Origin of the sequence: Trueperella sp. HMSC08H06, assembly GCF_001808465.1 — a bacterium.
Lineage (GTDB): Bacteria > Actinomycetota > Actinomycetes > Actinomycetales > Actinomycetaceae > Trueperella > Trueperella bernardiae.
The window spans coordinates 19,211-43,858 of sequence record NZ_KV793351.1; the positions used below are offsets into that span (position 1 = coordinate 19,211).

Annotated in this window: 21 protein-coding genes; 8 read left to right on the forward strand and 13 right to left on the reverse strand. The window is 68.2% G+C overall.

Going from position 1 to position 24,648, the window contains the following annotated elements:
- Positions 1 to 45: 45 nt before the first annotated feature.
- Positions 46 to 1,008: a stage II sporulation protein M gene (locus tag HMPREF3174_RS04610; protein WP_068538821.1), complete on the reverse strand. Its 963-nt coding sequence runs from the start codon at positions 1,006 to 1,008 to the stop codon at positions 46 to 48.
- 50 nt (positions 1,009 to 1,058) lie between these two features.
- Between HMPREF3174_RS04610 and HMPREF3174_RS04615 the strand changes: the two genes are divergently transcribed.
- Positions 1,059 to 1,877 carry an RDD family protein gene (locus HMPREF3174_RS04615; RefSeq protein ID WP_062613615.1) on the forward strand — a complete coding sequence of 273 codons (819 nt, stop codon included), beginning with the start codon at positions 1,059 to 1,061 and terminating at the stop codon, positions 1,875 to 1,877.
- On the opposite strand, the gene HMPREF3174_RS04620 is transcribed toward HMPREF3174_RS04615, so the two are convergent.
- Positions 1,874 to 2,296, reverse strand: a complete 423-nt coding sequence (locus tag HMPREF3174_RS04620) for a metallopeptidase family protein (RefSeq protein ID WP_062613616.1) — start codon at positions 2,294 to 2,296, stop codon at positions 1,874 to 1,876. The two genes, HMPREF3174_RS04615 and HMPREF3174_RS04620, sit on opposite strands and share 4 nt — an antisense overlap.
- 56 nt (positions 2,297 to 2,352) lie before the next feature.
- On the opposite strand from HMPREF3174_RS04620, the gene HMPREF3174_RS04625 reads away from it, so the two are divergent.
- Entirely contained in the window at positions 2,353 to 2,781 is a 429-nt protein-coding gene (locus HMPREF3174_RS04625; protein ID WP_236698673.1) for a DUF3499 domain-containing protein, read from the forward strand.
- 12 nt (positions 2,782 to 2,793) lie between these two features.
- Here the strand turns inward: HMPREF3174_RS04625 and HMPREF3174_RS04630 are convergent, their stop codons facing one another.
- Genes HMPREF3174_RS04630 through HMPREF3174_RS04640 form a run of 3 tightly spaced genes read right to left on the reverse strand, consistent with a single transcriptional unit; the run spans position 2,794 to position 7,369 of the window.
- Complete coding sequence (locus tag HMPREF3174_RS04630) at positions 2,794 to 4,143, reverse strand: DUF5719 family protein (RefSeq protein ID WP_070448069.1); 1,350 nt, start codon at positions 4,141 to 4,143, stop codon at positions 2,794 to 2,796.
- Positions 4,140 to 7,088, reverse strand: a complete 2,949-nt coding sequence (locus tag HMPREF3174_RS04635) for a glycosyltransferase family 2 protein (RefSeq protein ID WP_070448071.1) — start codon at positions 7,086 to 7,088, stop codon at positions 4,140 to 4,142. The genes HMPREF3174_RS04630 and HMPREF3174_RS04635 overlap by 4 nt, the downstream gene beginning before the upstream one ends.
- Positions 7,088 to 7,369: a WhiB family transcriptional regulator gene (locus HMPREF3174_RS04640; RefSeq protein WP_062613620.1), complete on the reverse strand. Its 282-nt coding sequence runs from the start codon at positions 7,367 to 7,369 to the stop codon at positions 7,088 to 7,090. Before HMPREF3174_RS04640 ends, HMPREF3174_RS04635 begins: the two co-directional genes overlap by 1 nt.
- 261 nt (positions 7,370 to 7,630) lie before the next feature.
- Here HMPREF3174_RS04640 and HMPREF3174_RS04645 point away from each other — a divergent pair, with 261 nt between their 5' ends.
- Positions 7,631 to 8,497: an inositol monophosphatase family protein gene (locus tag HMPREF3174_RS04645; RefSeq protein WP_062613621.1), complete on the forward strand. Its 867-nt coding sequence runs from the start codon at positions 7,631 to 7,633 to the stop codon at positions 8,495 to 8,497.
- A complete protein-coding gene (locus tag HMPREF3174_RS04650; RefSeq protein WP_062613622.1) occupies positions 8,494 to 9,192 on the forward strand; it encodes a TIGR03089 family protein in 699 nt (232 codons plus the stop codon). The genes HMPREF3174_RS04645 and HMPREF3174_RS04650 overlap by 4 nt, the downstream gene beginning before the upstream one ends.
- A 4-nt stretch (positions 9,193 to 9,196) precedes the next feature.
- Here HMPREF3174_RS04650 and HMPREF3174_RS04655 read toward each other — a convergent pair whose 3' ends face one another.
- On the reverse strand, positions 9,197 to 10,153 hold the full coding sequence (locus HMPREF3174_RS04655) for a bile acid:sodium symporter family protein (protein ID WP_244899247.1): 957 nt from the start codon (positions 10,151 to 10,153) through the stop codon (positions 9,197 to 9,199).
- A gap of 66 nt (positions 10,154 to 10,219) precedes the next feature.
- Here HMPREF3174_RS04655 and rfbA point away from each other — a divergent pair, with 66 nt between their 5' ends.
- On the forward strand, positions 10,220 to 11,086 hold the full coding sequence (gene rfbA / locus HMPREF3174_RS04660) for a glucose-1-phosphate thymidylyltransferase RfbA (RefSeq protein ID WP_062613624.1): 867 nt from the start codon (positions 10,220 to 10,222) through the stop codon (positions 11,084 to 11,086).
- 131 nt (positions 11,087 to 11,217) lie between these two features.
- Here the strand turns inward: rfbA and HMPREF3174_RS04665 are convergent, their stop codons facing one another.
- Complete coding sequence (locus HMPREF3174_RS04665; protein WP_062613625.1) at positions 11,218 to 11,805, reverse strand: bile acid:sodium symporter family protein; 588 nt, start codon at positions 11,803 to 11,805, stop codon at positions 11,218 to 11,220.
- 25 nt (positions 11,806 to 11,830) lie between these two features.
- A complete protein-coding gene (rfbD, locus tag HMPREF3174_RS04670) occupies positions 11,831 to 12,682 on the reverse strand; it encodes a dTDP-4-dehydrorhamnose reductase (RefSeq protein ID WP_062613626.1) in 852 nt (283 codons plus the stop codon).
- Between the two features lie 122 nt (positions 12,683 to 12,804).
- Between rfbD and HMPREF3174_RS04675 the strand changes: the two genes are divergently transcribed.
- Positions 12,805 to 15,000, forward strand: coding sequence for an N-acetylmuramoyl-L-alanine amidase (locus HMPREF3174_RS04675; protein ID WP_070448075.1), 2,196 nt, complete (start codon positions 12,805 to 12,807; stop codon positions 14,998 to 15,000).
- Here the strand turns inward: HMPREF3174_RS04675 and HMPREF3174_RS04680 are convergent.
- Both HMPREF3174_RS04680 and HMPREF3174_RS04685 read right to left on the reverse strand, forming a co-directional pair.
- Complete coding sequence (locus HMPREF3174_RS04680; protein WP_070448077.1) at positions 14,997 to 16,877, reverse strand: hypothetical protein; 1,881 nt, start codon at positions 16,875 to 16,877, stop codon at positions 14,997 to 14,999. The two genes, HMPREF3174_RS04675 and HMPREF3174_RS04680, sit on opposite strands and share 4 nt — an antisense overlap.
- Positions 16,874 to 19,381, reverse strand: coding sequence for a glycosyltransferase (locus HMPREF3174_RS04685; RefSeq protein ID WP_070448079.1), 2,508 nt, complete (start codon positions 19,379 to 19,381; stop codon positions 16,874 to 16,876). Before HMPREF3174_RS04685 ends, HMPREF3174_RS04680 begins: the two co-directional genes overlap by 4 nt.
- A 42-nt stretch (positions 19,382 to 19,423) precedes the next feature.
- Between HMPREF3174_RS04685 and HMPREF3174_RS04690 the strand changes: the two genes are divergently transcribed.
- Together HMPREF3174_RS04690 and HMPREF3174_RS04695 are read left to right on the forward strand one after the other, a co-directional pair.
- Positions 19,424 to 19,735 carry a hypothetical protein gene (locus tag HMPREF3174_RS04690; RefSeq protein ID WP_062613630.1) on the forward strand — a complete coding sequence of 104 codons (312 nt, stop codon included), beginning with the start codon at positions 19,424 to 19,426 and terminating at the stop codon, positions 19,733 to 19,735.
- Positions 19,732 to 21,147 (forward strand): glycosyltransferase family 2 protein, encoded by a 1,416-nt coding sequence (locus tag HMPREF3174_RS04695; protein ID WP_068538814.1) that lies wholly within the window; start codon positions 19,732 to 19,734, stop codon positions 21,145 to 21,147. Before HMPREF3174_RS04690 ends, HMPREF3174_RS04695 begins: the two co-directional genes overlap by 4 nt.
- A gap of 18 nt (positions 21,148 to 21,165) precedes the next feature.
- Here HMPREF3174_RS04695 and HMPREF3174_RS04700 read toward each other — a convergent pair whose 3' ends face one another.
- The 3 genes from HMPREF3174_RS04700 to HMPREF3174_RS04710 are packed head-to-tail and all read right to left on the reverse strand — an operon-like array spanning position 21,166 to position 24,580.
- Positions 21,166 to 22,512 (reverse strand): glycosyltransferase family 4 protein, encoded by a 1,347-nt coding sequence (locus HMPREF3174_RS04700; RefSeq protein WP_070448081.1) that lies wholly within the window; start codon positions 22,510 to 22,512, stop codon positions 21,166 to 21,168.
- Positions 22,509 to 23,750, reverse strand: a complete 1,242-nt coding sequence (locus HMPREF3174_RS04705) for an ABC transporter ATP-binding protein (protein ID WP_070448083.1) — start codon at positions 23,748 to 23,750, stop codon at positions 22,509 to 22,511. Before HMPREF3174_RS04705 ends, HMPREF3174_RS04700 begins: the two co-directional genes overlap by 4 nt.
- Positions 23,747 to 24,580 (reverse strand): ABC transporter permease, encoded by an 834-nt coding sequence (locus tag HMPREF3174_RS04710; RefSeq protein ID WP_068538812.1) that lies wholly within the window; start codon positions 24,578 to 24,580, stop codon positions 23,747 to 23,749. The genes HMPREF3174_RS04705 and HMPREF3174_RS04710 overlap by 4 nt, the downstream gene beginning before the upstream one ends.
- Between the last annotated feature and the right edge of the window lie 68 nt (positions 24,581 to 24,648).

Below are 24,648 nucleotides of genomic sequence, written 5' to 3' on the forward strand. Positions count from 1 at the left end.
CGACAACTTCTTCTCACCACCGGCCGGGCCTCAGGCCACCCTCGGCTAGGCAGCGTAGCGGACCAGGTCCTTCTCCTTAGGTTCGCCGCGACCGAAGACGTAGACCCAGATCCAGAAGGCCGCGAGCACGCCCGCGCCGATCGCGACCTTCACACCCCAATGCAGGTAGGACGGGGTCACGAAGCCTTCTAGCAGGGCCGAGATGAAGAGCACGCCCACCAGCCCGAAGCCGACGAACATGGCCTGTTTACCCTCGACGGCAAGCGCCTGCAAGCGGGGCCGGCCGCCTGGCACCAGCATCGTCCAGAAGAGCTTGAGCCCGGCGCCACCGGCCACGAAGATCGCAGTCAGCTCGAGCAGACCGTGGGGCAAGATGAGCTGGAAGAAGATCGGCAGGAGCCCGAAGTAGTCGAGGATCGCGCCCGCCTGCCCCACTGACACGGCGTTGGTGGCGAGCACGTAAACAGGGAAAACGCCCGTGATGCCCCCGCCCACGGCCTGCAGCGCAATCCACGCATTGTTAGTCCACACCATCGCCCCGAACTGAGTGCCGGAATACTCGCGGTAGTAGGCGGCGAAGGACTCGTCAGCGTACGAGCGCAACAGCTCGTAGGGTCCGAGCTGGAAGATCTCGTTGGGGTACATACGGAAATAGACGATGACGATCGCGGCGATCGCCACTGCCGCGATCGTCACGGCGTGTGCCCACCAGCGGATCCGGTAGAAGGCGTGCGGGAGGGTGGAGGTCAGGGCGTGACCGAGCGAGCGCAGGTTTGCGCCCCGGATCTCGGTCAGGCGGGCCCGGGCGGCGCCAACGGTGGCAGAGAGCGTGAGAATGAGGTCGGCGTCGGGGGCCTGCGTGCGGATGGTGGCCAGGTGGGCGGCGGAGGCCTGGTAGAGGCGCACGAACTCGTCGGCTTCCGGGCCGGTCAGACGCGGCCGGGCCGTCAGTTCGTCGAGGCGCTCCCACTGGGCCTGGTGCGCTTTGGCAAAAGCTAGACTCTCCACACTCCAAGGGTGCCACAAATGGGGCGCGGGTTGCAGGTAGGCTTGGAGGCGTGGCAGAACACAGCATCATCACGGGCGAGGGAGTCGAGCTCGAGCTCCCCGCCGCGACCGTGCTTTCGCGCATCGTCAGCGGGCTCATCGACTACGGCCTCATTGTCATCGCCTACGTCGTCCTCATCTTCAGCCTGGCCAACACATTCCCCACTTTCAACGGGGCGCAGGTGGCCACGATCGTGGTGTCCGTGACCGCCGTCTTGTTCTGGCTTCTGCCCGCGCTTGTCACGACTACCTCCAACGGGCGCTCGCTCGGCAAGCTCGTCACCCGCACGCGCGTGGTACGGCTCGACGGTGGCACGATCACCGCCAACCAGGCCTTCATTCGGGCCACGGCCGGGATCCTCGAAGTGTTCGTCGCGTTCGGCGCGATCGCCACGATCACCAGTTTTATCACGAAGAACAGCCAACGGCTGGGCGACATGCTGGCAGGCACGTACGTGGTGCGCTGGCCGTCGCGCAGCGACTGGGAGCCGAAGGTCTCCATGCCGCAGGGCCTGGCCGCCTGGGCCGGGGTCGCCCAAACGCGCGCGCTGCCCACGGGCCTGTCCCTCAATATCGCCGATTTCCTCAAGGGCCGCGAGCGCCTCACCCCGCAGGCCCGCCAAGCCCAGGCGCGTGCGCTGGCGGCCGCGTGCGAGAAGTACGTCTCTCCCCCGCCCCCGTGGGGCACGCCGGCCGAGGCCTTCATTGAGGCCGTCACTGTCATCCGTTATGACGTTGAACGCCGCCGCTACACCGAGGTCACCGAGCGCCGCCAACGGTTGGGCACCCGCGTGGCGGAAATCCCTTACGGCCTGGGCGAATCAGCCTAGCCGTAGTAGTAGTCGATGTCCTCCGGGTAGCAGTCGAGGGCGCTGGCGAGCTGGCTGGTGACAACGTCGTGGATGAAGAGCCGCGGATCGGGCTCGCGGCGCATTTGCTCGAGGATCGGCATCCGATAGAAGATGAGGCGCCCGTGGATCTTCGCGGGCCGCTCGAAGGGCAGGAAGCGTGCGAGCGGCACGCCGTCTTCCCAGGGAGCCGGGTCCTGGCCGGGCACGTCCATGACCGCGAAGTCGAAGCGGTCCATTTTAGCCCCGAGTGTGCGGCGGTAGGAGCCGAGTTCCCAGGCGAGGAGATCGTCGAATTCGTCGGCGCGGGTACGCCAGGCGGGGATGGAGGCGGGCAGGATGGGGCAGCGGGGGCCGCGGCCGTGGCGGTCGCGACGTCGGGCGGATGCGGGGAAGACCATGAACCTACCCTAACGCCTCTGCCGCGGGGCACGGGGATGCGACTAAGGTAGGAGCCGTGAGTCTTCGAAAGTGTTCCCGCGTTGGTTGCCAGCAGCCGGCAGTTGCCACCATGACGTACGGCTATCGCGAGGCCACGGCCGTGATCGGCCCGCTGTCGCCGGTGCCGTTGCAGGGCGCTTTTGACCTGTGCAAGGATCATGCCAATCACGTGACCGCGCCAGTGGGCTGGCAGATGGTTCGCCTCCAGACGGAGTTTGAGGAGGCGCCGCCCTCCACTGACGACCTGCTCGCCCTCGCTGACGCCATCCGCGAGGCCTCTCGCCGCGACGTGCCGCCGCCCAAGCCGGCCCAGCGTGAGATCCGCCGGCCCGCCGCCGACGTCTCCACTCGGCCCCACCCGCGCCCGCGCCTCACGCTGATCGACGGCGGGGATAACGACGACCGCGCCACCGACGCCGACCGCCCCAGCGACGACGCCCGCTAGCGCCGGCCGCGCCTAGTTGGCGATGGTGAGCCGCACGGCCTGGCTGGTGGTGGAGTCCTGGGTGAGTGCCAGCCAGGCGATCCCCGTGTCCGTGTGTAGGAGCGCGGCGCCGTACATTGGCTGGTCGGCCTCGAGCGTGACGTAGTGGGCCTCGGCCGGAATCTCCACGCTCGCGATCTCGTCAACGTTCAGCACTTGGCTATCGAGTTGCGCGCCGTCGACGTCATAACTCGTCCAGCGTGCCTGCCCGCTGCCGTTCAGCACTAGCGTGCCCGCGTGGGGGCCGGCGGCGATGCCCCCGGCTGTCACGGGTTCGCGGCCGGCGAGCCAGGCGACGTCCACGCCGTCGTCGCCGGAACGAGTAAGCGAAACCCCCACCGCGACGTCGGTCCTGGCGCTGACCCGCACACCGTAGGAGCCGGGTGCGAGGCCGGCGAGGGAGAGGTCGAGCACGGACTGGGGCGCCACCTCCACGCCCTGCGCGCCGTCGAGCGGGCGCTCCTCCTCCCCGAGCGTGGCAACGTTGACGGTGGTCGGCTCGTCGTGGGGGTTGACGATGCGCAGGGCGGCGGTGGTGTCGGCGTCGACGACGACGCCCGGGATGACCACGTCCGTGCCCGCGGCGGAGTCGGTGAGCATGTCGATGCCGGCGGGGGTGACGCCGTCGAGCTGGAGGACCTGCATGGCGGCTACGAAGGCGCCCGTGTCGGAGGAGAGCCGGATGGCGATGCGGGAGTCGGGCGGGATGAGGCCGGTGAGGTCGCGCGTGGCTTCGCCGCCGGCCTCGAGCGACAGGGTGGACAGGCCCTGGATGTCGAGCTGGCCGGCCGAGGAGTAGACCGCGATGTCGATCGTGGTGGCGGTGGCCGAGGCGTTGCGGACCATGAGCGACAACCACGTGCCCACCTCGCTCGACCCGCCGACCAGCCACACGGTGTTCGCCGGCCACTCGCACGGGGCGGCGATGAGGCCGCGTGAGTCGCCGGCTTGGGCGGTCTGGATGGAGGCGCCGGCCATCACGCCCTTGCCGCGTACCACCCCCACGGCCTGCCCGCCCGCGATCTGTGTGAGAACGCCGGTGAAGGGCGTGCTGTCGAAGGTGGCGGCCCCGTCGGACAAGACGCCGGCCCAAGAGCTCTTGCCCTCGACGACTTCGGACACGTTGATGCCGCCGGTGTTGGCGTCTTGGGCGTGAGCGTAGCATACGAGGCTGGCCTGGCTTGGTCCGGCCTGGCCCTGCGGCGCGGCCACGGTGGTGGGCGCGGCGGGCTGCGCGGCCGGCATCGCGGTGGCCAGGCCCGCGCCGGCGGCGAGCGCCAACACGCCCACCCCGCTCACGAGCGCCGCAAGTTCTTTCTTCATTCGATGCCTCCCACCCGCCGGCGCAGAGGCAGCGCGGTGACCAGGCTGGCCAGGAGCGCCACGAACTGCGCCACAACTGTGACACGGTGCACCCGGTCTACGTAGTCGATATGCACGTCCCCGGCGTCCGGCAGCTGCCAGGCCTGCGCCCAGCTGTCCTCGATCGTCTCGAGCCTCTGGCCGTCGAGCGTGGCCACCCACCGCGCGTCGGCCCGCTCGGCAAGCGAGAGCGTGCCGGGTCCCGTTACTTCCCCTTCCGCGTTCACGACGCCCGAGGCGAGGCCAGCGTCCGCCCGCGCGCGGTCTGCCGGCTCGGTGACGCGCCAGAAGGTCCCGGCCTCGCCCGTGGTGACGTACTGGAGGCCGGGGATGGTGTGGAGGCGGCCGACTAGCTGGCTGCGGAACTCCGGCGATTCGCCCTCCCCCGCCGGTGGGACGAGCACGATCGCGATGGCGTGGTCGGCCAGCTCGGCGCCGTCCCCGGAGCCGCGGGTGAGCCCGGCCACGGCGTCGGCGAGGGCGGAGTCGGCGGAGTCGGGATCCATCGCCTGCCCGCGCGCCATGGTGTATTCGTGGAGCTCGATGCCCTGGCCGCGCCAGAGTTCGGCGCTGACGCCCTCGGAGGTGGGGGTAAGGGCGAGGACGCGCTCGTGGCGGGCCTCGGCCTCCACGCCGAGCGCGGGGAGGGCAGGAGCGTTCGCGCCGAGCACGGGCTCCTCTTCCCACACGGTCTGCAGGCCGCGCCCACCCGCGGCTACAACGGCGAGCGGCAGGGCGAGCATGACGAGCCCGCCCACGATCTGGGTGGCCCCAAAACTGCGGCGGCGCATGGCGGTGCGAAGCCCGTGCGAACCACAGATGATCGCGATCCACGCGCCCAACCACGCCAACGAGTAGCCCACTATCGGCGAGCCCTCCACGGACTCATACCCGCCGGTCACCAGCCGGTATCCCACCGTGAACGTGGGGGCGAGCGCGGCGACACCGAGGCCGGCGGCGAGAATCAGCCAGCCGAGGCGGATCCACCAACGCCGGTGCAGGCGCAACAACGCGAGCGCGGCGGCGCCGAACACGGACGCGACCGCCACGAGGAGGACGGGGTCGGTGCGCACCTGGTCCACCAAGACGAGGGCCGGGGTGGCGCCCGTCGGTACGCCCGGCTGGGCAAACAGCAAGCCGGGGGAAAACGCGCCGAGCGAGGGCGCAAGCAGGAGCAGGGCCGGCACGGGCACCCACAGCCAGCGCTTGCGCTGCCCGGGCCTGCCCGCCACGCCGATCACAGCGACCACGATCGCTACGGCAGCAAACAGGGGCGTGGCCGCCGCCAGCACGCCGAACGCCAGCGCAAGTAACCCCAGGCTACGCGCCGAGCCACGCCAGGCCCCGGCGATCGCGAACAGTGCCACGGGCAGGGTCACGTGCACGACGACGGCCCCGATCTGCCCATCGGCCAGCGCCGCCATGAACGGGGGCGCCACCACCCAGGCAAGCGCTGCGACGGTCCGCACCACCCAGGAGGCGGACATCCGCCCGGCAGCAAGGTAAGCGAAGAACGCGGCGGCCGGGATCGCCAGGTACAGCATGCCGGTGGCGAGCGCGCCGAGTGTCAGCCCGAACGGGTGACCAAGGACAAGGAAGGGCAACATCGCCACCCACAGGGGATCCACCGCATAGGCGTGGCCGGATCCCGAGTCGAGCCAGCCTGACCAAATGAGGCGGGCCAGGTCCGGCGCGCCCGTGGTGTCGGCCGCGAGCCCGCCGCCCGAAAGCACGCCCGCGGAGAACACGGGCAGGAAGAACACGACCGCGACCAGCGCGGCGATCGCCACCGACACGAGCCCACCCCTGCGGGAGTGGCGGGCGAGGTCTGCGCGGGCCTTGATGGTGAGCGGGTCGGGCTGCTCGGCCAGGATCTTGGCCTCCTTGGCCGACCTCTTCGATTCGCGGCGCGCCGATCGGATGTCGGCCGGCCGGGCCTCGAGCGCGGTCAGGGCGTCGGCCCCCACGGACGCGACCTTTGCGATCCGGCGCCGCCCGCGCACGACGTCGTCGAGCATGGTCAGCACGCGCGCCCCGGCTCCCAGCTCGGCCCAGGCAAGGGCCGTGTCCTTCGTGACGAGCCGGGCCAGGGATCGCGGCAGTGCGAGCAGCAGATAGCCGAGCACGTAGAGCGGCACGAGGGCGCCGGGCGCGGCGAGTAACGAATTGTAGATCTGGGCCGAGCGGCGCTGGGCGTAGCTACGGTCGGGGTTCTCGCCCAGGCCGGCGCGGGCGTGGCGGACCACGGCGGCCGGGTCGACCACCACGCGGTAGCCGGCACGGCGGGCGCGGCGGGAGAATTCGAGCCCCTCGCCAAAGGGCCCAAGGAACGGGTCAAGCCCGCCGAGCTCGTCCCACATAGAGCGACGCACCAAAGCCCCGGCCGTCCCCACCGCGAGCACATCGATGCGCGAATCGTACTGACCCTGGTCGCGCTCCCCCGCCTCTACCTCGGGCACGCGCCGCGCGCTGCGGGTGGCGCGGATGCCCACCTCCAGCAGCACCGGCGAGTCCGCATCCTCCCACGCGATCTGCTTGGGGCCGACCACACCGATGCGGTTCGATCCCTCGCCGGTACGCAACAGGGTGTCGAGGGCCGCTGGTTCGGGGCGGGAGTCGGCGTGTAGGATCCACAGCCAGTCCGACTCGGGAAGCTGGAGGCCCGCGATCACCTGGCCGAGGTTCTTGCCGGCGCCGTGGACGAGCTGGATGTGCTCGCCGTCGGGATCGAGCTGGGCGTGAACCGGCTGGACGAACGGGGAATCGAGGCTGGGCACGGCCACCACGATGTGGTCAGGGCCGTGGATCTGCTCCCTCAGCCCTGCCAGCGTGTCGGCCAAAAAAGAAAGGTCACGGCGGTGGCACACCACGATCGCCGTGACTTTCTCACGAGTAACGCTCTCCACTAGCGAGCTCCGCGCGCTGCCTTACGCTCGCGAGCCATACGCTTGCGGTCATTGTCCGAAGTGCCGCCCCAGATGCCGTGGCGGATGTCGTTCGTCACGGCGTATTCGAGGCACTCGGCCCGCACGGAGCAGTTCTTGCAAATGGACGTGGCCGGCGCGGTAGATCCGCCCTTTTCGGGGTAAAAAATGTCAGGATCGGTCTGCGCACACAGCGCCTCTTCCATCCATGACAGGTCCGCGTCCTGGGCAAAGCCGTAGCCGAGGTCAAAAATTCCCTGCATCAGCCGTTGAGCCAGTTGAGGATCCTCCGCGACATGGGCGGTGTGGAGCGGCGTCGCTTTCGACTGCCTCATGTGGTCCTCCGTTCAAAATCTCTGTGGTTAAATTACATCGGTGTAACCACCTAAAGTCAAGACGCTTTACACACTTCGAGACGCCCATCGGCGTGTTGTCCGCGTTTTGGGCCCCTTAGTGTGAGATATTGCGGTTTTCCTGTGCGAGCGGGCGAGCACGCGCCCCCACTTTCGTGCGACGATGGTGGCATGACACCTCGCCCTTCTGAGCTTGCCCTGCTTGCCGAACGCTCCGCACGCGCCGTGGCACCGGACCTCCTCGAGGCCTTCAAGAACCCCGGCCCAGTCGAGTACAAGCGCAATTTCCACGACCCCGTCACGGTTCACGACCGCCGTGCCGAGGCCGCCATCCGCGCGATCCTCTTCGAGGCCCTGCCGTCCTCGCTGCTGCTTGGCGAGGAGGAGGGCCACGTCATCGACTCCTCCGGCTCGCGCACGGTTCCTGGGCCGAACGACGTCGTGTGGCTGGTCGACCCCATCGACGGCACGTCGAACTTCACCTCTGGCCTGCTGTTTTGGTGCGTCTCGATCGCGGCCGTGGTGGGCGGGGAGGTGGTGGCGGGCGTCATCTACCAGCCCAGCCTCGACGTGCTCTACCTGGCCGACGACACGGGCGCCTACCGCAACGGCGAGCCGATGCGCGTGAGCGACCAGCCCCCGCACCGCAGCCTGTTCGCCGCGGATTTCCCCTCCGAGCGCATCGAGGATCAGGACAGCGCGGCGCGTGGCTACCGGCTCCTGCTCGAGGGGTCGAAGTCGATGCGGCGCCTGGGTTCGACCGCCCTGCACCTGGCCGGCGTAGCCGAGGGCACGCTCGGGGCGTGTCTGGGAATGGGCACCCAGCCGTGGGACATCGGCGCGGGCATCGCCCTGGTCAAGGCCGCCGGCGGGCAGATCCTCGGCGTGCGTGACGACCGCTCCACGAACACCTCCGTCTATGACAGCCCCACCTACGCCGCGGCCGGCCACCCTGACTCCCTCCAGCTCTGCCTCGACGCCATCGGCTGCGTGGCGCCCCAAGACCTGCAAACCCACTACTTCGGAGGTGACGCGTGAGCCTGTACGCCTCCCTCGCCACCCGCGGCACCTCCCCCGCGCTGACCTGGTACGACTCCGACGGCCGCCTCGAACTCTCCGGCAAGGTGCTCGCCAACCACGTGGCCAAAATCGCCAACTACCTGCGCGACGAGTTCGGCCTCGAACCCGGCGAGCACGTAGCCCTTGACCTGCCCCTGCACTGGAAGACCCTCGCCTGGGCACTCGGCGCGCTCGTGGCCGGGTTGGAGGTTCACGACGCCGTGGCGCAGGTTCCGGCCGCAGGCGCGACTGGCAATCATGCCGGCGCGGCTGGAGAGGCCGGCCCGGCAGGTCCGGCTAGCGACCTGGCCAGCGACCTGGTGGTAACGAACCACCCCGAGCGCTGGGCAGAGAGCGCCGCCGAAGTGGTGGCCCTCAACCTCGACTCCTTCGCCTTCGCCTGGAATGGCGATCTGCCCGCCGGTGTGGCGGACGGTTTGGCCGACGTCATGGGCCAACCCGATGCCCTCGTGCTCGCCGAAGAAACCGACAACGCCGAGCGGGCGCGCGGGGGCAAGGTGATCGAGCGCGCCAGCGTGCTCGTGAAGCCCACCGTCGCCGAGGCGACCCGGGCGCTCCTGGCGGCGAGTGCGGGAGGTGCGGCGATCGTCGTCGTTGGCGAAGGCGACCCCGCAAGGATCGTGGCGGCAGAGCGCGCGCAGATCCTTCCCTAACCCGTTACTTAGCTACGGCCCCGGACTGGACGCGGCGGCGGAAATAGAGCGAGAGCAGGGAACCAGAAACGTTGTGCCACACGGAGAAGATGACGCCGGGCAGGGCGGATTCGGGGGTGGCGGCGAAGTGGGTCTTACCCAGGGTGGCGGCGAGGCCGGAGTTTTGCATCCCCACCTCGATGCAGACCGTGCGTGCCACGCGAGGGCTGCACCCGGTGGCGCGAGCGGCCCAGTAGCCTATGAGCAGGCCGGCCAGGTTGTGCAAGATGACGGCCACGAGCACCACGCCCACGGCGCTCGCGATGGCGTCGGCAGAGCCGGGGATGAGAGCGGCGACCACGGCCGAGATGCCGAGCGTGGAGATCCACGGCAGCACGGGCAGCACGCGGTCCACGGCCTTCGGGATAAGCAGGCGTAGTACCACGCCGCCCACCACCGGGATCACCACGGTCTTGAGGATGGAGAGCGCCATGGCACCGCCGTCGATGTCAGTGAACGTGCCCGCCAGCCACTGCACGAGCAGCGGGGTAAAGATTGGGGCGAGCAGCGTGGAGACGGTGGTGAGCGTGACCGACAGCGCCACATCGGCCTTGGCCAGGTACGCCACCACGTTCGACGCCGTGCCGCCCGGCGCACACCCGAGCAGGATGAAACCGATCGCCAGGCCCTGCGGCAGGCCGAGGATTTTCACCAACGCGATCGCCACGAGCGGCATGATGACGTACTGGGCCGCCACCCCGATGAGCACGGCGAGGGGGCGCTCGGCCACGCGCTTGAAGTCGGCGAGCGTGAGGGTGAGGCCCATGGTGAACATGATGAAGCCCAGACCGGGCGAGATGTAGGGCGTGAGGTGGGAGGCGGTGGCCGGGAAAAGGTAGGCCCACACTGCCCCCGCCACGATGATGGCCGGGAAAACGCTGACCGCGATGAGTGCGGAACGATCCTCAGAGCGCTTCGACATGTGTTCTCTTTCCATTTACCGGCAATTATCACCCATTAGACATCCAATGTAGGCCACAATAGACCCATGCGTGGAATCATCTTGGCCGGCGGATCCGGCACTCGTCTTCATCCGATCACCCTGGGCACGTCCAAGCAGCTCGTGCCCGTGTACGACAAGCCGATGATCTACTATCCCATGAGCACCCTCATGTTGGCCGGCATTTCGGACATCCTCATCATCACCACCCCCGAGGACGCCCCCCAATTCCATCGCCTGCTCGGGGACGGATCGCAGTTCGGCGTCAACCTGTCCTTCACCGTGCAGGAGGTGCCCAACGGGCTGGCCCAGGCGTTCGTGCTGGGCGCGGACTTCATCGGGAACGAGGCGGCCAGCCTCATCCTCGGCGACAACATTTTCTACGGCCCGGGCATGGGCACGCGCCTGCGCCGCAATGTGGATCCCGACGGCGGGGCCGTGTTCGCCTATCACGTGACGGATCCGGAGCGCTACGGCGTGGTCGAGTTCGATGAGGACTTCCGAGCCCTGTCGATTGAGGAGAAGCCGGCCAAGCCGAAGTCAAACTACGCCGTGCCGGGCCTGTACTTCTACGACAATGACGTGGTGGAGATCGCCAAAAACCTGCAGCCCTCAGCACGCGGGGAGTACGAGATCACGGACATCAACAAGGTCTACCTCGAGGCAGGCAAGCTCTCGGTGGAGGTGTTGCCGCGCGGCACGGCCTGGCTGGACACCGGCACGTTCGACTCGCTCGCCGACGCCACCGCCTACGTCCGCACCGTCGAGGCCCGCCAGGGGCTCAAGGTGGGTTCACCGGAGGAGGTCGCCTGGCGGATGGGTTTCATCGACGACGACGGTCTGCGCCGCCGCGCCGAGCCCCTCGTGAAGTCGGGCTACGGGCAATACCTGCTGGACCTCATCGAGCAGCGCTAGGAGCCTCGTGAGGTCGCGCCTGGCAAACGCGACACTAACCGGCAAGATGCGGCACTAAATTACCGTTATTTTGTGCCGCATCTTGCGAAGTAGTGCAGCATTTGTGGGCGGGCTAAGCCACTGTGGGCGGGCTAGGCACCTGCAGGCTCGCCCGCCGGTTCGGTAGCCGTGTGCTCTGCCGTGCGGCGGTAGAACATGGACAGGAACGCGCCGGAGAGGTTGTGCCACACCGAGAAGATGACGGCGGCGAAGATGACCGCTCCTGCCGTGGCGAAGGCCTGCGACGAGCCGGGCACCACGCCGATCACCACGGCGCAGATGCCGAAGGTGGAGACCCAGGGCAGCACGGGCAGGATCTTGTCGATCACGCGCGGGAGGATGAGGCGCAGGAGCAGGCCGCCGAGCACGGGAACCACCACGGTCTTGACGATGGAGATCGCCATCGCCCCGCCGTCGATGTCCATGATCGTGCCTGCCATCCACTGCACGAGCAACGGGGTCATGATGGGGGCCAGTAGCGTGGAGACGGCCGTCATGGTGACGGACAGGGCGACGTCGGCCTTGGCCAGGTAGGAGATGACGTTCGACGACGTGCCACCCGGCGCCGAGCCCACGAGGATGATGCCCACGGCCACCGCCTCGGGCAGGTTGAGGATCTTGACGAGCGCGAGCGCGATGAGCGGCATGATGACGTACTGGGCCAGGACCCCGAGGAGCACCGGGAGGGGCCGGGCGGCGTCGGGCTTAGTCGATGTCGGCGAGCACGGCCGGCGCCGCGAGCGCCCAGCGCTCCTTCCAATCCCCGATGGGGGCCACGCCGATGGCGCCGAGTGAGTCGTGGGCGAGTACGGAATACGACGGCCGAGGCGCGGGCCGGTTGAAGGCCGCGGCGGTGGTTTCCCCCACGATCGCCGGGTCCTTGCCGTAGGCGGCCACGATTTCCTTGGTGAAGCCGTGCCAGTTGGTCTGGCCAGAGGAGGTGCCGTGGTAGATGCCGGAGGGCGCGCCGGCTTGGACGAGGCGGACGAGGAGGTCGGCGAGATCGCGGGTCCAGGTGGGTTGGCCGATCTCATCGGTGACCACGGACAGCTGCGGGTGGGTGTCGGACAGGCGCGCCATGGTCTTGGGGAAGCAGGCGCCGTGGGCACCGTAGAGCCAGGCGGTGCGGACGAGGAGGTAGTCGCCGGTTTCGGCGCGGACGGCCCATTCGCCGGCGGCCTTGGTGCGCCCGTAGGCGGACTTGGGTGCGATCGGGGCGTACTCGCCGTAGGGGGCCTCGGCGTCGCCGGCAAAGACGTAGTCGGTGGAGATCTGGATGATGCGGGCGCCGAGTTCACGAGCGCGCCGGGCGAGCAGCTGGGGGCCGACCGCGTTGACGGCGAAGGCCTGGGCCTCGTGCTCTTCGGCCGGGTCCACGGCGGTGAAGGCGGCGCAGTTGACGATCACGTCGGTGGCGCCGAGTTCGGCCACCGAGGCCGGGTCGGTGATGTCGATCTGTGGCTGGTCGAGGGCTGTGACCTCGTAGCCGCGATCGCGGAGGATTTCGGTGAGGTCGGTGCCGAGCATGCCGGCGGCGCCAATGACTGTCCAGTGCATAGTTCTCCTTGGTTTTTCACCCAGTCTATCGCGGCCTGTGACGCGGGCGTCTTATCCTTGCGACGGGTGTGAATATTGTTTAGATTGTGACTCGTGTGACTTTCAAGCACAGAAGGATTCTCATGAAAACCACGCTCTCGCTCGCCCTCAGCGCTCTCCTCGTTGCCCCTCTCGCGGCCACGCTTCCCGCGGCCCCCGCGGATGGGGAGCCGTCCGCCTACGTCGTCGACCTCCTTGCCGCCCCGGCGCTCGAGGAGCCCACGACGCCGGAGCCGGACTCGGCCCCGGACCTTACGGATGAGACCACGGCTCCCGCGACCAGCGAGGAGGCCGCGCCTGATGACGGGGCGGGCGAGGACGCCGTCGGGAAGCCGGCCGAGGCCCCGAAGACGGACGCACCCGAGCTCGACGCGCCCGAGCAGGACGACGCGACGGCGGCGCCAGCTGCCCTGGCCCCCGGCGAGCTCGAATTTGACCTGGTGACGGAGCCGATGGAGACGAACGACTTCCTCGTGGCCGGTGTGACGTGGGAGGGCGCGTCACCCGAGGCGGTGGAGATCCGGACCCTGACCAACGGCGAGTGGGGCGAGTGGTACGCGCTCGACATCGAGGATGAGGGCGAGGGAACGCCGAGCACCGAACCTTACATGGCGGCCGGCTCGAGCGGTATCCAGGTGCGTGTGGCGGGGGCGAACCGGACCACGTCGCTCAGCCTTTCGCTCAATACCGGCGAGGGCACGGGCGGCACGGAGGAGCCGGCCGACGTCAGCGAGCCGGAGGTCACCCCCGAGCCCGAGACGGACCTCGAGCCGGCCACGAACGTCGACTCCCATACCGGGGCCGCGTTCATGCCGGCGCTCCTGCGCACGGACTCCACGTTCACCAATGCCGCCGCCACCGCGTTCGGCAACCCGGCGCGGGCGCCGCAGAAGGTGGACATCGCCGCGCCGAAGGTGATATCGCGTGAGGAGTGGGGTGCGAAGAAGACGTCGTGGCCGCCGGAGACGGTTAAGCTGAGCGGCGCGATCATCCACCACACGGCCGGAAATAACGTGTACACCGAGGCCCAGGGGCCCGCGATCGTCAAGGCGATTTGGAACTACCACGCATTCGGCCGCGAGTGGGGCGACATCGGCTACAACTTCCTCATTGACAAGTACGGCAACATTTACGAGGGCCGCACGGGCTCGCTCGCCTCGGCCGCGGGCCAGATGGTGATCGGCGCCCATGCCGCGCCCGCCAACACAGGCTCGGTGGGCATCTCGGTCATGGGCAACTACACCTCGATTGACCCCACGCAGGTCTCCCTCGATTCGGTGGCCACCGTGCTCGCCTGGCAGTTCGGCCGCGCCGGTTTAGACCCGTTCGGCACCTTCATCTACACCGACCACTCGGGCGTCAAGCGCTCCATCAACGCGATCAGCGGTCACCTTGATGTCGCTGCCACCGCCTGCCCAGCCCGCATTTATCCCAAGCTCGGCCAGATCCGCGCCGCGGTTGCCAAGCTCATCTCCGACAAGCAGGCCGCCCCAGGCACTCCGAATACTCCGAGCTACGTGGACGTGCCGGCGACGGCGGCATACAGCTACTCTGCCCAGTCTGGGCACGGCTGGCCCGCCACTGACGTGTGGGGGCTGGGAGACGCCAACGACGACGCTCTGGCCGATCTCCTCTTGCGCACGGCCGACGGTCGGCTCCTTTTCTACGCCGGGCGCGGCGAGGACCAGTTCATGCCCGGCCACCAGATTGGGCACGGCTGGCAGAACATGGCGAGCCTGGTGACCGGCATCGACTTCGACGGGGATGGGATCAACGACATCCTCGGCATCCACGCCGACAAGAGGCTGTACTTCTACCCCGGCAACGGCACGGGCGGCGTCAACCCCGGCCGCCAGATCGGCCACGGCTGGGCCTTCACCCACGTGTTCGGGGTCGCGCAGGGCCCGGGTGGCAAGCCGGCGCTGGTGGGGCTTAAGGTGGGTGGCGACCTTTACATTTACGCCACAAACGGCGCGGGCTCGTTCACCAAGACCTCCCACCCGGCGGGCAACTACGCTCACCTCAAGGGCGCCACGTTCGTGGGCGACTGGAGCGGCTCGGGCTACTCGGACGCGATCGCCATCGGCGCGGACAACAACCTCTACTACTACGCTGACATCACCGAGGGCGGCTACGGCAAGCGCGCCCGCATAGGTAGCCGGTGGAACGCGATGGCCCAGCTCGAGCTCGGCTACTCCGAAGGCAACCTGCACCGCTTCTACGCGATCACGAAGGGTGGGTTGCTCTACACCTACGGCTACGAGAGTAATCCCCGCTAGCGTCGGTAGATGAGGTACTCCCCCACCTGGTCCACAAGCTCGAAGCCGGCGTTTTCGGCATAGGGTTCGAACGAGTCGCCCGGGATGACGATCACCTGCACCGGGTAGGTGTCGAGCACGGCTTGGAGGTTGGCGTAGGCCTCGTCGCCCGGAGAGCTGATGAAGTAGTCGTAGGCGCTTTGATCAACAAGGTCCCAGTGGTAGTAGTCCGAGTGCCACGTGGTACCGAAGCGTGTGAGTACCGAGAGCGAGTGGACATGCGGGGCGTAGACGCGAAGGATCGAGGCCAGATAGTGGCGCCGATGCTTGAGCTCCACCCATTCGGGCGCAAGGACGTCGAGCGGCTCACCGGCCGCCATGTCCTCTAGGCGCTCGGAAAGCTGGGCCGTCTCTTTGGGGATGAGGTGCGGGTTGGCGGCCATAAAGCGGTAGGTCCCGATCGGATTGCCATACACGGGAACAGTGGAGGCCACGGCACCAAGCCCGAGCACCGCTGCGACCCCCAGTTGAAGGACGGCCTGCCGACGCACGCGCGCGAGCGCCAAAACGAGAGCCACAAAGCCGGCGATAAGGAGCGTGTAGTAGGCCGTGGTCTGGGCGCGCAGCGCCACGAAGTCGCTCATCGCCACGACCTCGAACACGTCGTTGACCTCGGGCACCGCCATCATCACGAACACGACGACCAGAACGATCCCGACGCGCAACCACTCCCGGGTACGGAAAAGCACTACGCCGGCGATCACCGCCGCCGCGGCCAGCCACACGAGCGGATTCGTGAGGTTCGCGATGAAAACCTCACTGACGTAGCCGTTGGTCGCAGGCGCCCCGGCCAGGGTCACGCCCGCGCCCGCGAAAAAGCCGATGAGCACCACCCCGCCGAAGGCCGCACGGCGGGTGCTAGTGAAGGCGTATGCCACGAGGTATCCCACGCCCGCCACGAGGATGACGGGCAGTGCAGCGGCCGCCTTACTGACGAGCGCCACGCAAATGACCGCCACCTGTGCGATCTGCCTCCAGCCGATCCGGCGCGCGGATAGGAACGGCGTGATGATCCACAGGATGCCCATCACCCGCACGATCGACCCGCCGAACCACATGGCCGAGTTGAACTGCCACAGGTCCTGAGCGGCGAGGATGTGCCAGTCCTCGATCGTGCGGTATTCAAAGGCAAAGAGGAGAAGGATCGAGGCGGCGTACTGGTAGAGGCCCTCGCGCGGCGGCTTTCCGAGCGAGCGGCCGAGCTCACGGGCGAACCACGCGATCGAGGCCGCGGCCAACAGGTAGTGGAACGTATTGAGCGTGGCGCGCATGAAAACCACCGGGTCGATGCCGGTGAGGTAGGCGTACACGCCCATCTCGGTCTGCACCGAGGACAGGTGGTAGGGGTTGAATCCCGGGGCGAGGTTGACGAAGCCCGTCCCGTAGATCATGTTGAACGGGTCCTCGGCCTGCGCGATCCCCGCAACTTTAAGCAGGTAGTAACCGTCGTCGGTGTTGTTGTTATTGAGGATGAGGTCGGTCTGCAGCAGGTAGATCGCGAACAGCGCCGCCGCCAGCACGAACAGGAAGTAGTTCTCGGCCAGCCACCGCCTTAGCGGCAGCGCCGTGGCCACCAGCCCGTGGCGCACCCACGCCACCGCCGTGTACGACGCCGTCGCCACACCTACCGCCGACACCGCCACGAGCGCCGGGGTGAAGGACAGCTCGAAGATCTGGATGGGGATCACCGCGAACGCGATGAGGAAGCTGTGCGCGATGTATCCGACCACAAGGTTTTCGGCGAAGGTCGAGGCGTCCTTACGCAAGGCAGAGCCGAAGCCATAAAAGAGAAAGACGAAGAGGGCGAAGATTCCCGCTCCCATCAGGTGGTCAATCATCGTCGCCCCCGCATCACGTTCGCAGCCTTCGCCGCCGTGCCGACCACCCCGTTCACCCGCAGGGAGTGGACGGTCTTGAGCCCGGTCATCCGCACGGTGTCGATGAGCTGGTGACGGACTTTTGGAAGCTCGTAGCGCTCGAGTACGGCCGCGGCGGCCGCGGGCGGCTCGTCGTCGTAGACGGGCGGGAAGAGGAAGGCGGCCTTGTGGCCGCGGCGGACCACGTGGCGCCAGGCGTCAACGAGGATCGCCTCGTAGGCTCGGCCCTGCAGGTCCGGCGAGAGGCTGAGCAACGCCGCCCGCTTGGCCTTGCGACCCATCCGCCGCCGCGCGGTCTCGTCCAGTAGGGCCTCGATCGCGGCAACCCACTCGTCCTCGCCAGACGCGAGGAGCCCGGTGGCGCCGTCGTCGATCGCCTCCCGGAAGGGCTGGGAGGGCGAGGCGACCGTAGGGGTCTCTACGAGCGCGGCCTCCAGCCACTTGATGGCGGACTTGGCCTCGTTGAAGATCGAGCCGGCGGTGAGCGGGGCGAGGTTGATGTCGACGTCGCGCAGGTAGCCCGGCAGCTCGTACCAGGGAACGAACGGCAGACGCACGATCCGGTCCGCGTACGGCTCGAGCGCCGCGCTTGGCTCGACCAGCCCGCCGAGCCACAGCTCCACATCATGCGCGCCCAGCACGCGCGCCACGGCCCCCTCGACGGAGGCCCAGTCGGCGTCGTGAGTCTTCGTGCCGGAGAAGAAGCCGATGCGCAGGCGGCCGGGGGTGCGCTCGCGACGGCATGCTTCTTCCGAGACGACGCCGAGCAGGTGGCCGATGCCGTTGGAGAATCGATGGGCGGGCACGCTGAGCAGGCGCTCCCCCTCGGCCGAGACGGTGTGGGTGGAGCCGACGAAGTAGTCGCAGTGGTCGAGCGTGGTGCGGTAACGGTGGATGCCGCGGATCCACAGTTCGCGCTCCGCGTCATCCAGGCTGGCAAGGTTGTCGAGGCCGGCCACGATGCCGGGATCGAAGATGAGGTCGTCCACATCTCCCAGGATGGGGATCGGCCGCTCTGCGGCTCGAATGTGCTCGATCAGCTCGAGGATCTGCGAGGTGGCGGGCACCCGGTAGAGGACCACCGCGTCGGCGGCAAGCGCGCCCGCTTCGAGCGCCGGGTCGCGGTAGTGCATCACCCGGGCGCGGATGCCACGTAGGGCGAGGGCCTCGGCGGGTAGGTGGGCCCGGTAGCGGGCCATCGCGCCCTGGATACCGATCACGAATACCACGTCACGGATTGCGGCCGCCACGCCGGCGCGCAGGATGGCATCGTCCGGCTCGGCCAGGAGATCGGGCGTAGGGCGGGCGAGGAGGCGGGCGTAGTAGCCCTCCACCTCGTCGATCTGCTCGTCAACCGTGCGGATCGGGGATGCCGAACCGCGGCCCGCGAGCGCGCTGGCCACAGCCGGGTCGGCCAACTCCTCGAGCGCGGCGCGCAGGTCGGCAGCCGATCCGGAGGCGACCAGGCGGCCGTTCTCCTCGTCCGCGATCGCTTCCTCGGGGCCGAAGGAGTCGGTGGCGATCACGGCCATGCCGGCCTTCAGCGCCTCGCGCGTGACGATCGAGTGCGACTCGCGCATGACCGAGGGCAGGATGAGCACGTCGTGTTCGGCGAAGACACGCGGCAGGTCCTCGCGCCCGTAGGCGGGCCGGCTGGTCGCCCACTCAGGGAAGCCGTCGGCGGGCGTGTTGTAGAGGTCGAGCACGGTGCCCTCCGGCACGCGGGCCCCCGCGCAGGCCTCCCTCAGCACCTCGTACCCCTTCATGGCGGCGTCCCCGCCGGTGTACATGAACCGCACGGGCCGCGCGAACGGCTCCCGGGCCTCTCCCGCGACGGCGTCCACCCCGTTCTCGTTGACGCCCGTACGTTCGATCGGCACTCCGTTGGCTACCATGAGGTCGCGCGCCGAGCGCGAGGGGAAGAGGACGAGGTCGGCTAAGCGTAGCTGCTGGGCGAGCCAGGCGTTACGCTCCTCTAGGTGCGTGCGGCCGGCCGCGCACTGGCAATCCCCCGCCGACACCACCGGGATACACGGCTCCCCCGAACGGTCCACGAGGAACTGCCGCGCGCACGTCCACCAAAAATCGTGCATGGTCACCACCACGGCGCACCCGTGATCGTGGGCGATCTTCAGCGCGCCCGCACCGATCGTTTGGATCGAGTGGAAGTGGACCACGTCCGGGCGCTGGCGCTCGAGGAACTCCTCGAAGGGAGCGTACATCGCCCGGTTGTCCACGTTCTTCGCGTCGAACCAGGCCAGCGCGTTGGAGTTACCCACCCACCGCACGGCCACCTCGCCCTGCCGTTCGTCGATCACCTCGCCTGGCTCGGCTCCCAGGCGCCCAGCGAAGACGCTCAGCTCATGCCCGCGCCTCGTCAGCTCAGTGGCGAAGCGATGCGGGACAAGAGCGCCGCCCGAGACGAAGTCGGGCGGGTAGTGGGCGGTGACCTGTAGGATCTTCATGCTCCGATGCTAACAGCCCGCGCGGACCGTAGGATGGTGCCCATGAGTGATGACAACGATTCCCTGCTGCGCCAGGCCCTGGCCGAGGAGGCAGACGAGGTGCGCGCGGCCAGCTCCGCGCTCATCGACGCCGAGCTTGAGGCCAAGCTCGCCCGCGCCTACGCCGACATCCGCGAGCGCGACGCCACGATCGCGGCCCTCACGCAGCGCGTGGCCGAGCTGGAGATGAAGAAGCTGCACATCCCGAAGTCCGCGGTCGAGGTGGTCAAGCCGATCGTGGATAAGCTACCCGAGCCGATGGCGAAAGTACCCTACGCCGCCTACCACGGCCTGAAGAAGCTGGCGCGCCGATGAAGGTGCTCGCGCTCCACGCCGGGCCAGCCAGCACCGATATCCCCGCCTGGGCTGCCTCGCTGCCGGCCGGGTGGGAGCTGGTGCGCGCGGAGGCGGGCGAGCACGGCGCCCCGCGCCCCAAGGACGTGACCTTCCCCGAGGATGAGCTGGTCTGGCTCCTGCCCGCCGGCGTCTCCCCCGCCACGGGCGCCATCGAGGCGCTCAGCGTGTGGCTGGCTCGCTCCCCCGGGCGCCCGGCGAGCGCGTTCTACGGCGACACTCTAGCCGCCGGTCACCCGCTCACCCGCCCGCGCGCCGAGAGGTACGCGCTGTGGGCGGCGGCCTCCGCTGGCGACTCGATCGTGGTCCGCGCCGGCCTCCTTCGCGCCACGCTCGCCGCCCTGGTGGATCCCGCCGAGTGGTGGTACCAGCTGCGACTCGCCGCCATCGACGACGGTCTGGAGCACATCCCCGTCTTCCTCGACTCCTGGGACGCCCCCGCCACCAGCGCCACCGACGCCGTCTTTGCGCCCGGCGTGGGGCCCGCGCCTTTCAGCTGGGCCGCCCGCGCCGCCGTGCTCGAGGCCCTGGCCTACGTGCGCGCCTCCGAGCGTGCCACCCCCGCCGGCGCCCGCCTCGCCCTGGGTGGGCCCACCGACCAGGCTTCCGTCTCGGTCATCATCCCCTCGATCGGCACCCCGATCACCACGCCCGAGGGAATCGAGCCCGCGCTCCTGCGCTGCCTGCGTTCGCTAAGCGAGACAACTGAGGTCAAAGAGATCATCGTGGTGGCCGGCCCGCGCATGCCCGAGACGGTGCTCGATCAGGCCGCCGACTTCGGCGTGCAGGTGGTACGCGTGGCGGGCCAGTTCAACTTCTCCGCTTCCATCAACGCCGGCGCCGCCGCTGCGAGCGGCACCCACCTCCTGCTCCTCAACGACGACGTGGAGGCGACCTCCCCCGGCTGGCTCGACTCCCTGCTCGGCCTGGCCACCCTTGGCGATGTGGGGGCCGTGGGCGCCCGCCTCATGTTCCCGGGCGGTACAATCCAGCACGCCGGGATCGTGGTCAGCCCGCGCAACCTCGAACCCAACCACCTCTATATGGGCCTGCGCCCGGAAGACATCGCCGACCCCGTGGCCAGCGGCCTCGCCCACTTCCTCGCCGTCACGGGCGCCTGCCTGCTCGTCTCGCGGGAGAATTTTCACGCCGTGGGAGGGCTTACCGAGGAGCTGCCGCTCAACTACAACGACGTCGACTTCTGCCTCAAGCTCCACGCCTGCGGCCTGACCAACCTCCAGGACAACGCGGTCTCGCTCATCCACCGCGAATCCACCACGCGCACGCACGTGCTGACAGACAAGGAGGCTGGCTGGATGGCCCAGTGGGAGCCGTGGATCGGGCAGGACCCCTACGTCAACGTCTGGGGCTAACCGCGCTGGACCGCATACTTAGTTGCGCGTGAGGTATCGCCGCACCTGCGCGGCCGTGGCACGCAGGCCGCGCTCGCGCACCGAGCGCACCGCCTTGCGCGCCAACACCCGGTACCCGCGCCCAGGGCCCTGGCCCTGCTCCCCCTGCCCGCGCCGGCCGAGCGGCCGGTCGGCAGCCTCCCACGGGTCGCGGCAGTAGGCCGCGAGTGCCGCCAGGGTCCTCTCCCATGTGAAGTCCACCGCCACCTCCGCGACGTTTCGGGCGCAGGCCGCGCGTTCGGCGTCGTCGGTGAGGAACTCCCGGAAGGCCCGGGCCATCGCGTCCGCGTCCTGCGTGGGCACCGCGCGCCCGAGCCCGCGCTCGGCCACGAGCTCGGCGAAGAAGTCGCCCTCGCTGGTCACGATCGGCAGCCCGGCCCACAGGTAGTCGAGCATGCGAGTGCGGAAGGAGAAGTCGGTTTCCAGGCCCGGAAGGTGGGCGGAGACGGCCAGGTCGGCGTCGAGAAGGTAGTTGTGCCGGTCGGCGTACTCCACCCACTCCTCGTTGAAGAAGACGTGAGTGTCGGTCAGGCCCAACCGGTCGGCGAGCTCGCGGGCGTTGCGCAGCATTTGCATCTCGGGCACATCGGGGTTGGGATGCTTGGCGCCCATGAACAACAGACGGACGTTCGGCACGTCGGCGCGCACGGCGTCCACCGCGCGGATCACGGTTAGCGGGTCGAACCAGTTGTAGACCCCGCCGCCCCACACGATCACCCGGTCATCCGCGCCGATCCCGTCGATCACCCCGCGTGCCGCCGCCCGTGTCCGCACCGGCGGTGTGGAGGAGATTCCGAAGGAAGCGACGTCGATGAGGTGGCGCAGCTGCGGATCATCATCGTAGGTAAGGGGGTTGATGCGGCCCAGCGCGGCGAGGTGGCCCAGCCACAAGTCGCGTTGCTTGTTCGAGGCGCACAGGAAGAAGTCCCCGCCGCGCACCTGTGCGTTCAGCTCGCCGAGCGCGTGGTCGATGGCGCGCTGGCGCTCATCCATCGGGTGGAAGCGCTCCACCTGAAGGGACTCGATGTGGAACGGATCGTACAGGTCCACCACCAGCTTGAAGGCGGAGGTAGCCAGCCACGGGAAGGTGCGCACCAGGTATCCCTGGATGATGACCACGTCCGGTTGCCCAAGCTCACCGCGGAAGTCCTCCACGCGCGTGCGGCGCAGCCGAAAGCCCTCCCCCTCGCGCTCGACCGCACCGAAGGTGAAGACCTCCACCTCATGCTCGGAGCTCAGCAAACCCGCCATTTCCCACACGCGGATGGCGGGGCCGGCCATCTTCTGGCCGAAGGTGTCAAGGGTGACGATCGCGATCCGCATCATGCCTCCAAGTGTGGCTTGCCGGGGCGTCCCCAGTGGTCCTGCTCGTCGCGGCCGGGCATCGACCAGCGCCCATCCAAAATCACATACCCACCCGACTCGAAGGGCACGCCGTTGCGCACCGCGATCCCGTTCGCCTCGCGTACGTAGTCGTAGACATGCTCGGTAGTCGTGTTCACCACCGAACCGTCGATCGTGTACAGGCCCGGCTGGAGCACCAGGTTCGGCACTCGCAGGTCGATCGTGCCCGGACCCTCGATGAAGTCGATGCCAAAGTGCTGGTCGCGGGTGTTGTTGCCCCACAGGTAGGTGCCGTCGTTGGAGGACAGGGAAAAGCCGAAGACGGGCCGCTCGATGCGCTCGTGGGCGGTGTAGTGCAGGCGGAAGATGAGCTCTTCGCCCGTGCGCACCGAACCCATCACCGGGCTGCCGTCCTCGCGCAGCACCTCCACCTGGTCCACGCGCGCCTCGCCGCTTCCCCAGCGCACGCGCCCCGCATCGTCAATGCCGGTGAAGAAGCGGGTGGAGTCGGCGTAGTCGTCCAGCACGTCCTCGGCCGGGCCCACCTTTTGCAGCACGCCCTCCTTGAGCCACGCGGCGTGATCCGCCATTTGCTTCAGCTGCGGAACGGAGTGGGAGACGACGACGACCGTGCGGCCCTCATTCTTCAAGTCCACGAACTTCTTGGTGCACTTCTCCTGGAAGGCCGCATCCCCGACGGCGAGGATCTCGTCCACTAGCAGGATGTCCGGCTCGGTGTGGATTGCCACGGAGAAGCCCAGGCGCACGTACATACCAGAGGAGTAGTTTTTGACCGGCTGGTCAATGAAGGCCTCCACGCCGGAGAAGGCGATGATCTCATCCAGGCGGGCGTCGATGTCGGCGCGGGACATACCCAGGATAGAGCCGTTGAGGTAGATGTTGTCGCGGCCCGACAGCTCGGGGTGGAAGCCGGAACCGACCTCGAGCATGGCCGCGATCTTGCCGTTGCGGGTGATGGTGCCCGAGTTGGGCACGAGGATCTTCGCGATGCACTTGAGCAAGGTGGACTTGCCCGAACCGTTGTCGCCCACCAGCGCGAACGTGGAACCCTGCGGCACGTCAAGCGAGACACCCTTGAGTGCCTGGAAGTCCTGGTGGACGGAGCGACGCCCGCGCATGATGGCGGACTTGAGCGTGTTGTTGCGCTCGGAGTAAATCTTGAAGGACTTCGTGACGTCCCGGACCTCGACAGCGTTCACAGCACCTCCGCAAGGTAATCCTGGCGCTTGGTAAACGCGTGCCAGCCCCAGACGAACACCACCGCGCTGGCCAGCGCCATGATGCCGAACACCGGCCAGTCGGGCCAGCGCCCGTCGTAGAGCAGGTTGCGGAAGATCGCAGCGAAGTGCACGAACGGGTTAAGGTTGTAGATATCGATGATCGAGATCGGGCCGATGATCGGGCCCACCGAATCCGAAACGTCGCGCACGTACGTGACCGGGTAGACGATCGGGCTGGCGTAGAAGCCGAGCTGGAAGAGGATCCCCATGAAGTGTTGCACGTCGCGGAAGTACACGTTCGCTATCGCCGCGAAGAAGCCAAGGCCGGTGGCGAAGAAAGCCAACATGAGCGTGGTCACTGCCACGATCGGGATGTAGATGAGGATGTTCGAGCCGAGGATGAGGATCGCGATCGCCAGGATCGCCAGCTCGAGGGCATGCTGGTAGAGGGCCGCGGAGGTGTTGGACACCACCAGCACCCAGCGGGGGAAGTAGACCTTCTTGATGAGGTTTTCGTTCCCCGTCACGGCGTCCATCGCGCCGTTAACCACGTTGGAGAAGAACGTCCAGGGAAGCAGCCCGCACAGGAGCCAGATGACGAACAGGTCCAGCCCCGAGGGCGACCCTGGCGGCACGTTGACTCGGATGACGATTGCGAAGACGAAGCTGTAGACGATCATCAGGGCGATCGGGTTGGCGAGCGACCACAGTTGCCCCAGGGCCGTGCGCTTGTACTTGCCCTTGATCTCGCGCAGCGTGAGATTGCGAAGCAGCTCCTTTGAGCTTCGCACTTCCTCAAGAATCGTCACGTGGTTATGTTCCTTGGATCTCTATAGGGAAGCCCGAGGGGCGCGCGTGGCGCCCCTCGGGCTTATGC

Bases quoted from the DNA above. Each gene is read 5' to 3' on its own strand.
- HMPREF3174_RS04640 (WP_062613620.1), bottom strand. From the start codon at position 7,369: ATGCAGGGAATTTTTGACCTCGGCTACGGCTTTGCCCAGGACGCGGAC.
- HMPREF3174_RS04620 (WP_062613616.1), bottom strand. From the start codon at position 2,296: ATGGTCTTCCCCGCATCCGCCCGACGTCGCGACCGCCACGGCCGCGGC.
- HMPREF3174_RS04630 (WP_070448069.1), bottom strand. From the start codon at position 4,143: ATGAAGAAAGAACTTGCGGCGCTCGTGAGCGGGGTGGGCGTGTTGGCG.
- HMPREF3174_RS04645 (WP_062613621.1), top strand. From the start codon at position 7,631: ATGACACCTCGCCCTTCTGAGCTTGCCCTGCTTGCCGAACGCTCCGCA.
- HMPREF3174_RS04655 (WP_244899247.1), bottom strand. From the start codon at position 10,153: ATGTCGAAGCGCTCTGAGGATCGTTCCGCACTCATCGCGGTCAGCGTT.
- HMPREF3174_RS04685 (WP_070448079.1), bottom strand. From the start codon at position 19,381: ATGAAGATCCTACAGGTCACCGCCCACTACCCGCCCGACTTCGTCTCG.
- HMPREF3174_RS04680 (WP_070448077.1), bottom strand. From the start codon at position 16,877: ATGATTGACCACCTGATGGGAGCGGGAATCTTCGCCCTCTTCGTCTTT.
- HMPREF3174_RS04675 (WP_070448075.1), top strand. From the start codon at position 12,805: ATGAAAACCACGCTCTCGCTCGCCCTCAGCGCTCTCCTCGTTGCCCCT.
- HMPREF3174_RS04695 (WP_068538814.1), top strand. From the start codon at position 19,732: ATGAAGGTGCTCGCGCTCCACGCCGGGCCAGCCAGCACCGATATCCCC.
- rfbD (WP_062613626.1), bottom strand. From the start codon at position 12,682: ATGCACTGGACAGTCATTGGCGCCGCCGGCATGCTCGGCACCGACCTC.
- HMPREF3174_RS04700 (WP_070448081.1), bottom strand. From the start codon at position 22,512: ATGATGCGGATCGCGATCGTCACCCTTGACACCTTCGGCCAGAAGATG.
- HMPREF3174_RS04690 (WP_062613630.1), top strand. From the start codon at position 19,424: ATGAGTGATGACAACGATTCCCTGCTGCGCCAGGCCCTGGCCGAGGAG.
- rfbA (WP_062613624.1), top strand. From the start codon at position 10,220: ATGCGTGGAATCATCTTGGCCGGCGGATCCGGCACTCGTCTTCATCCG.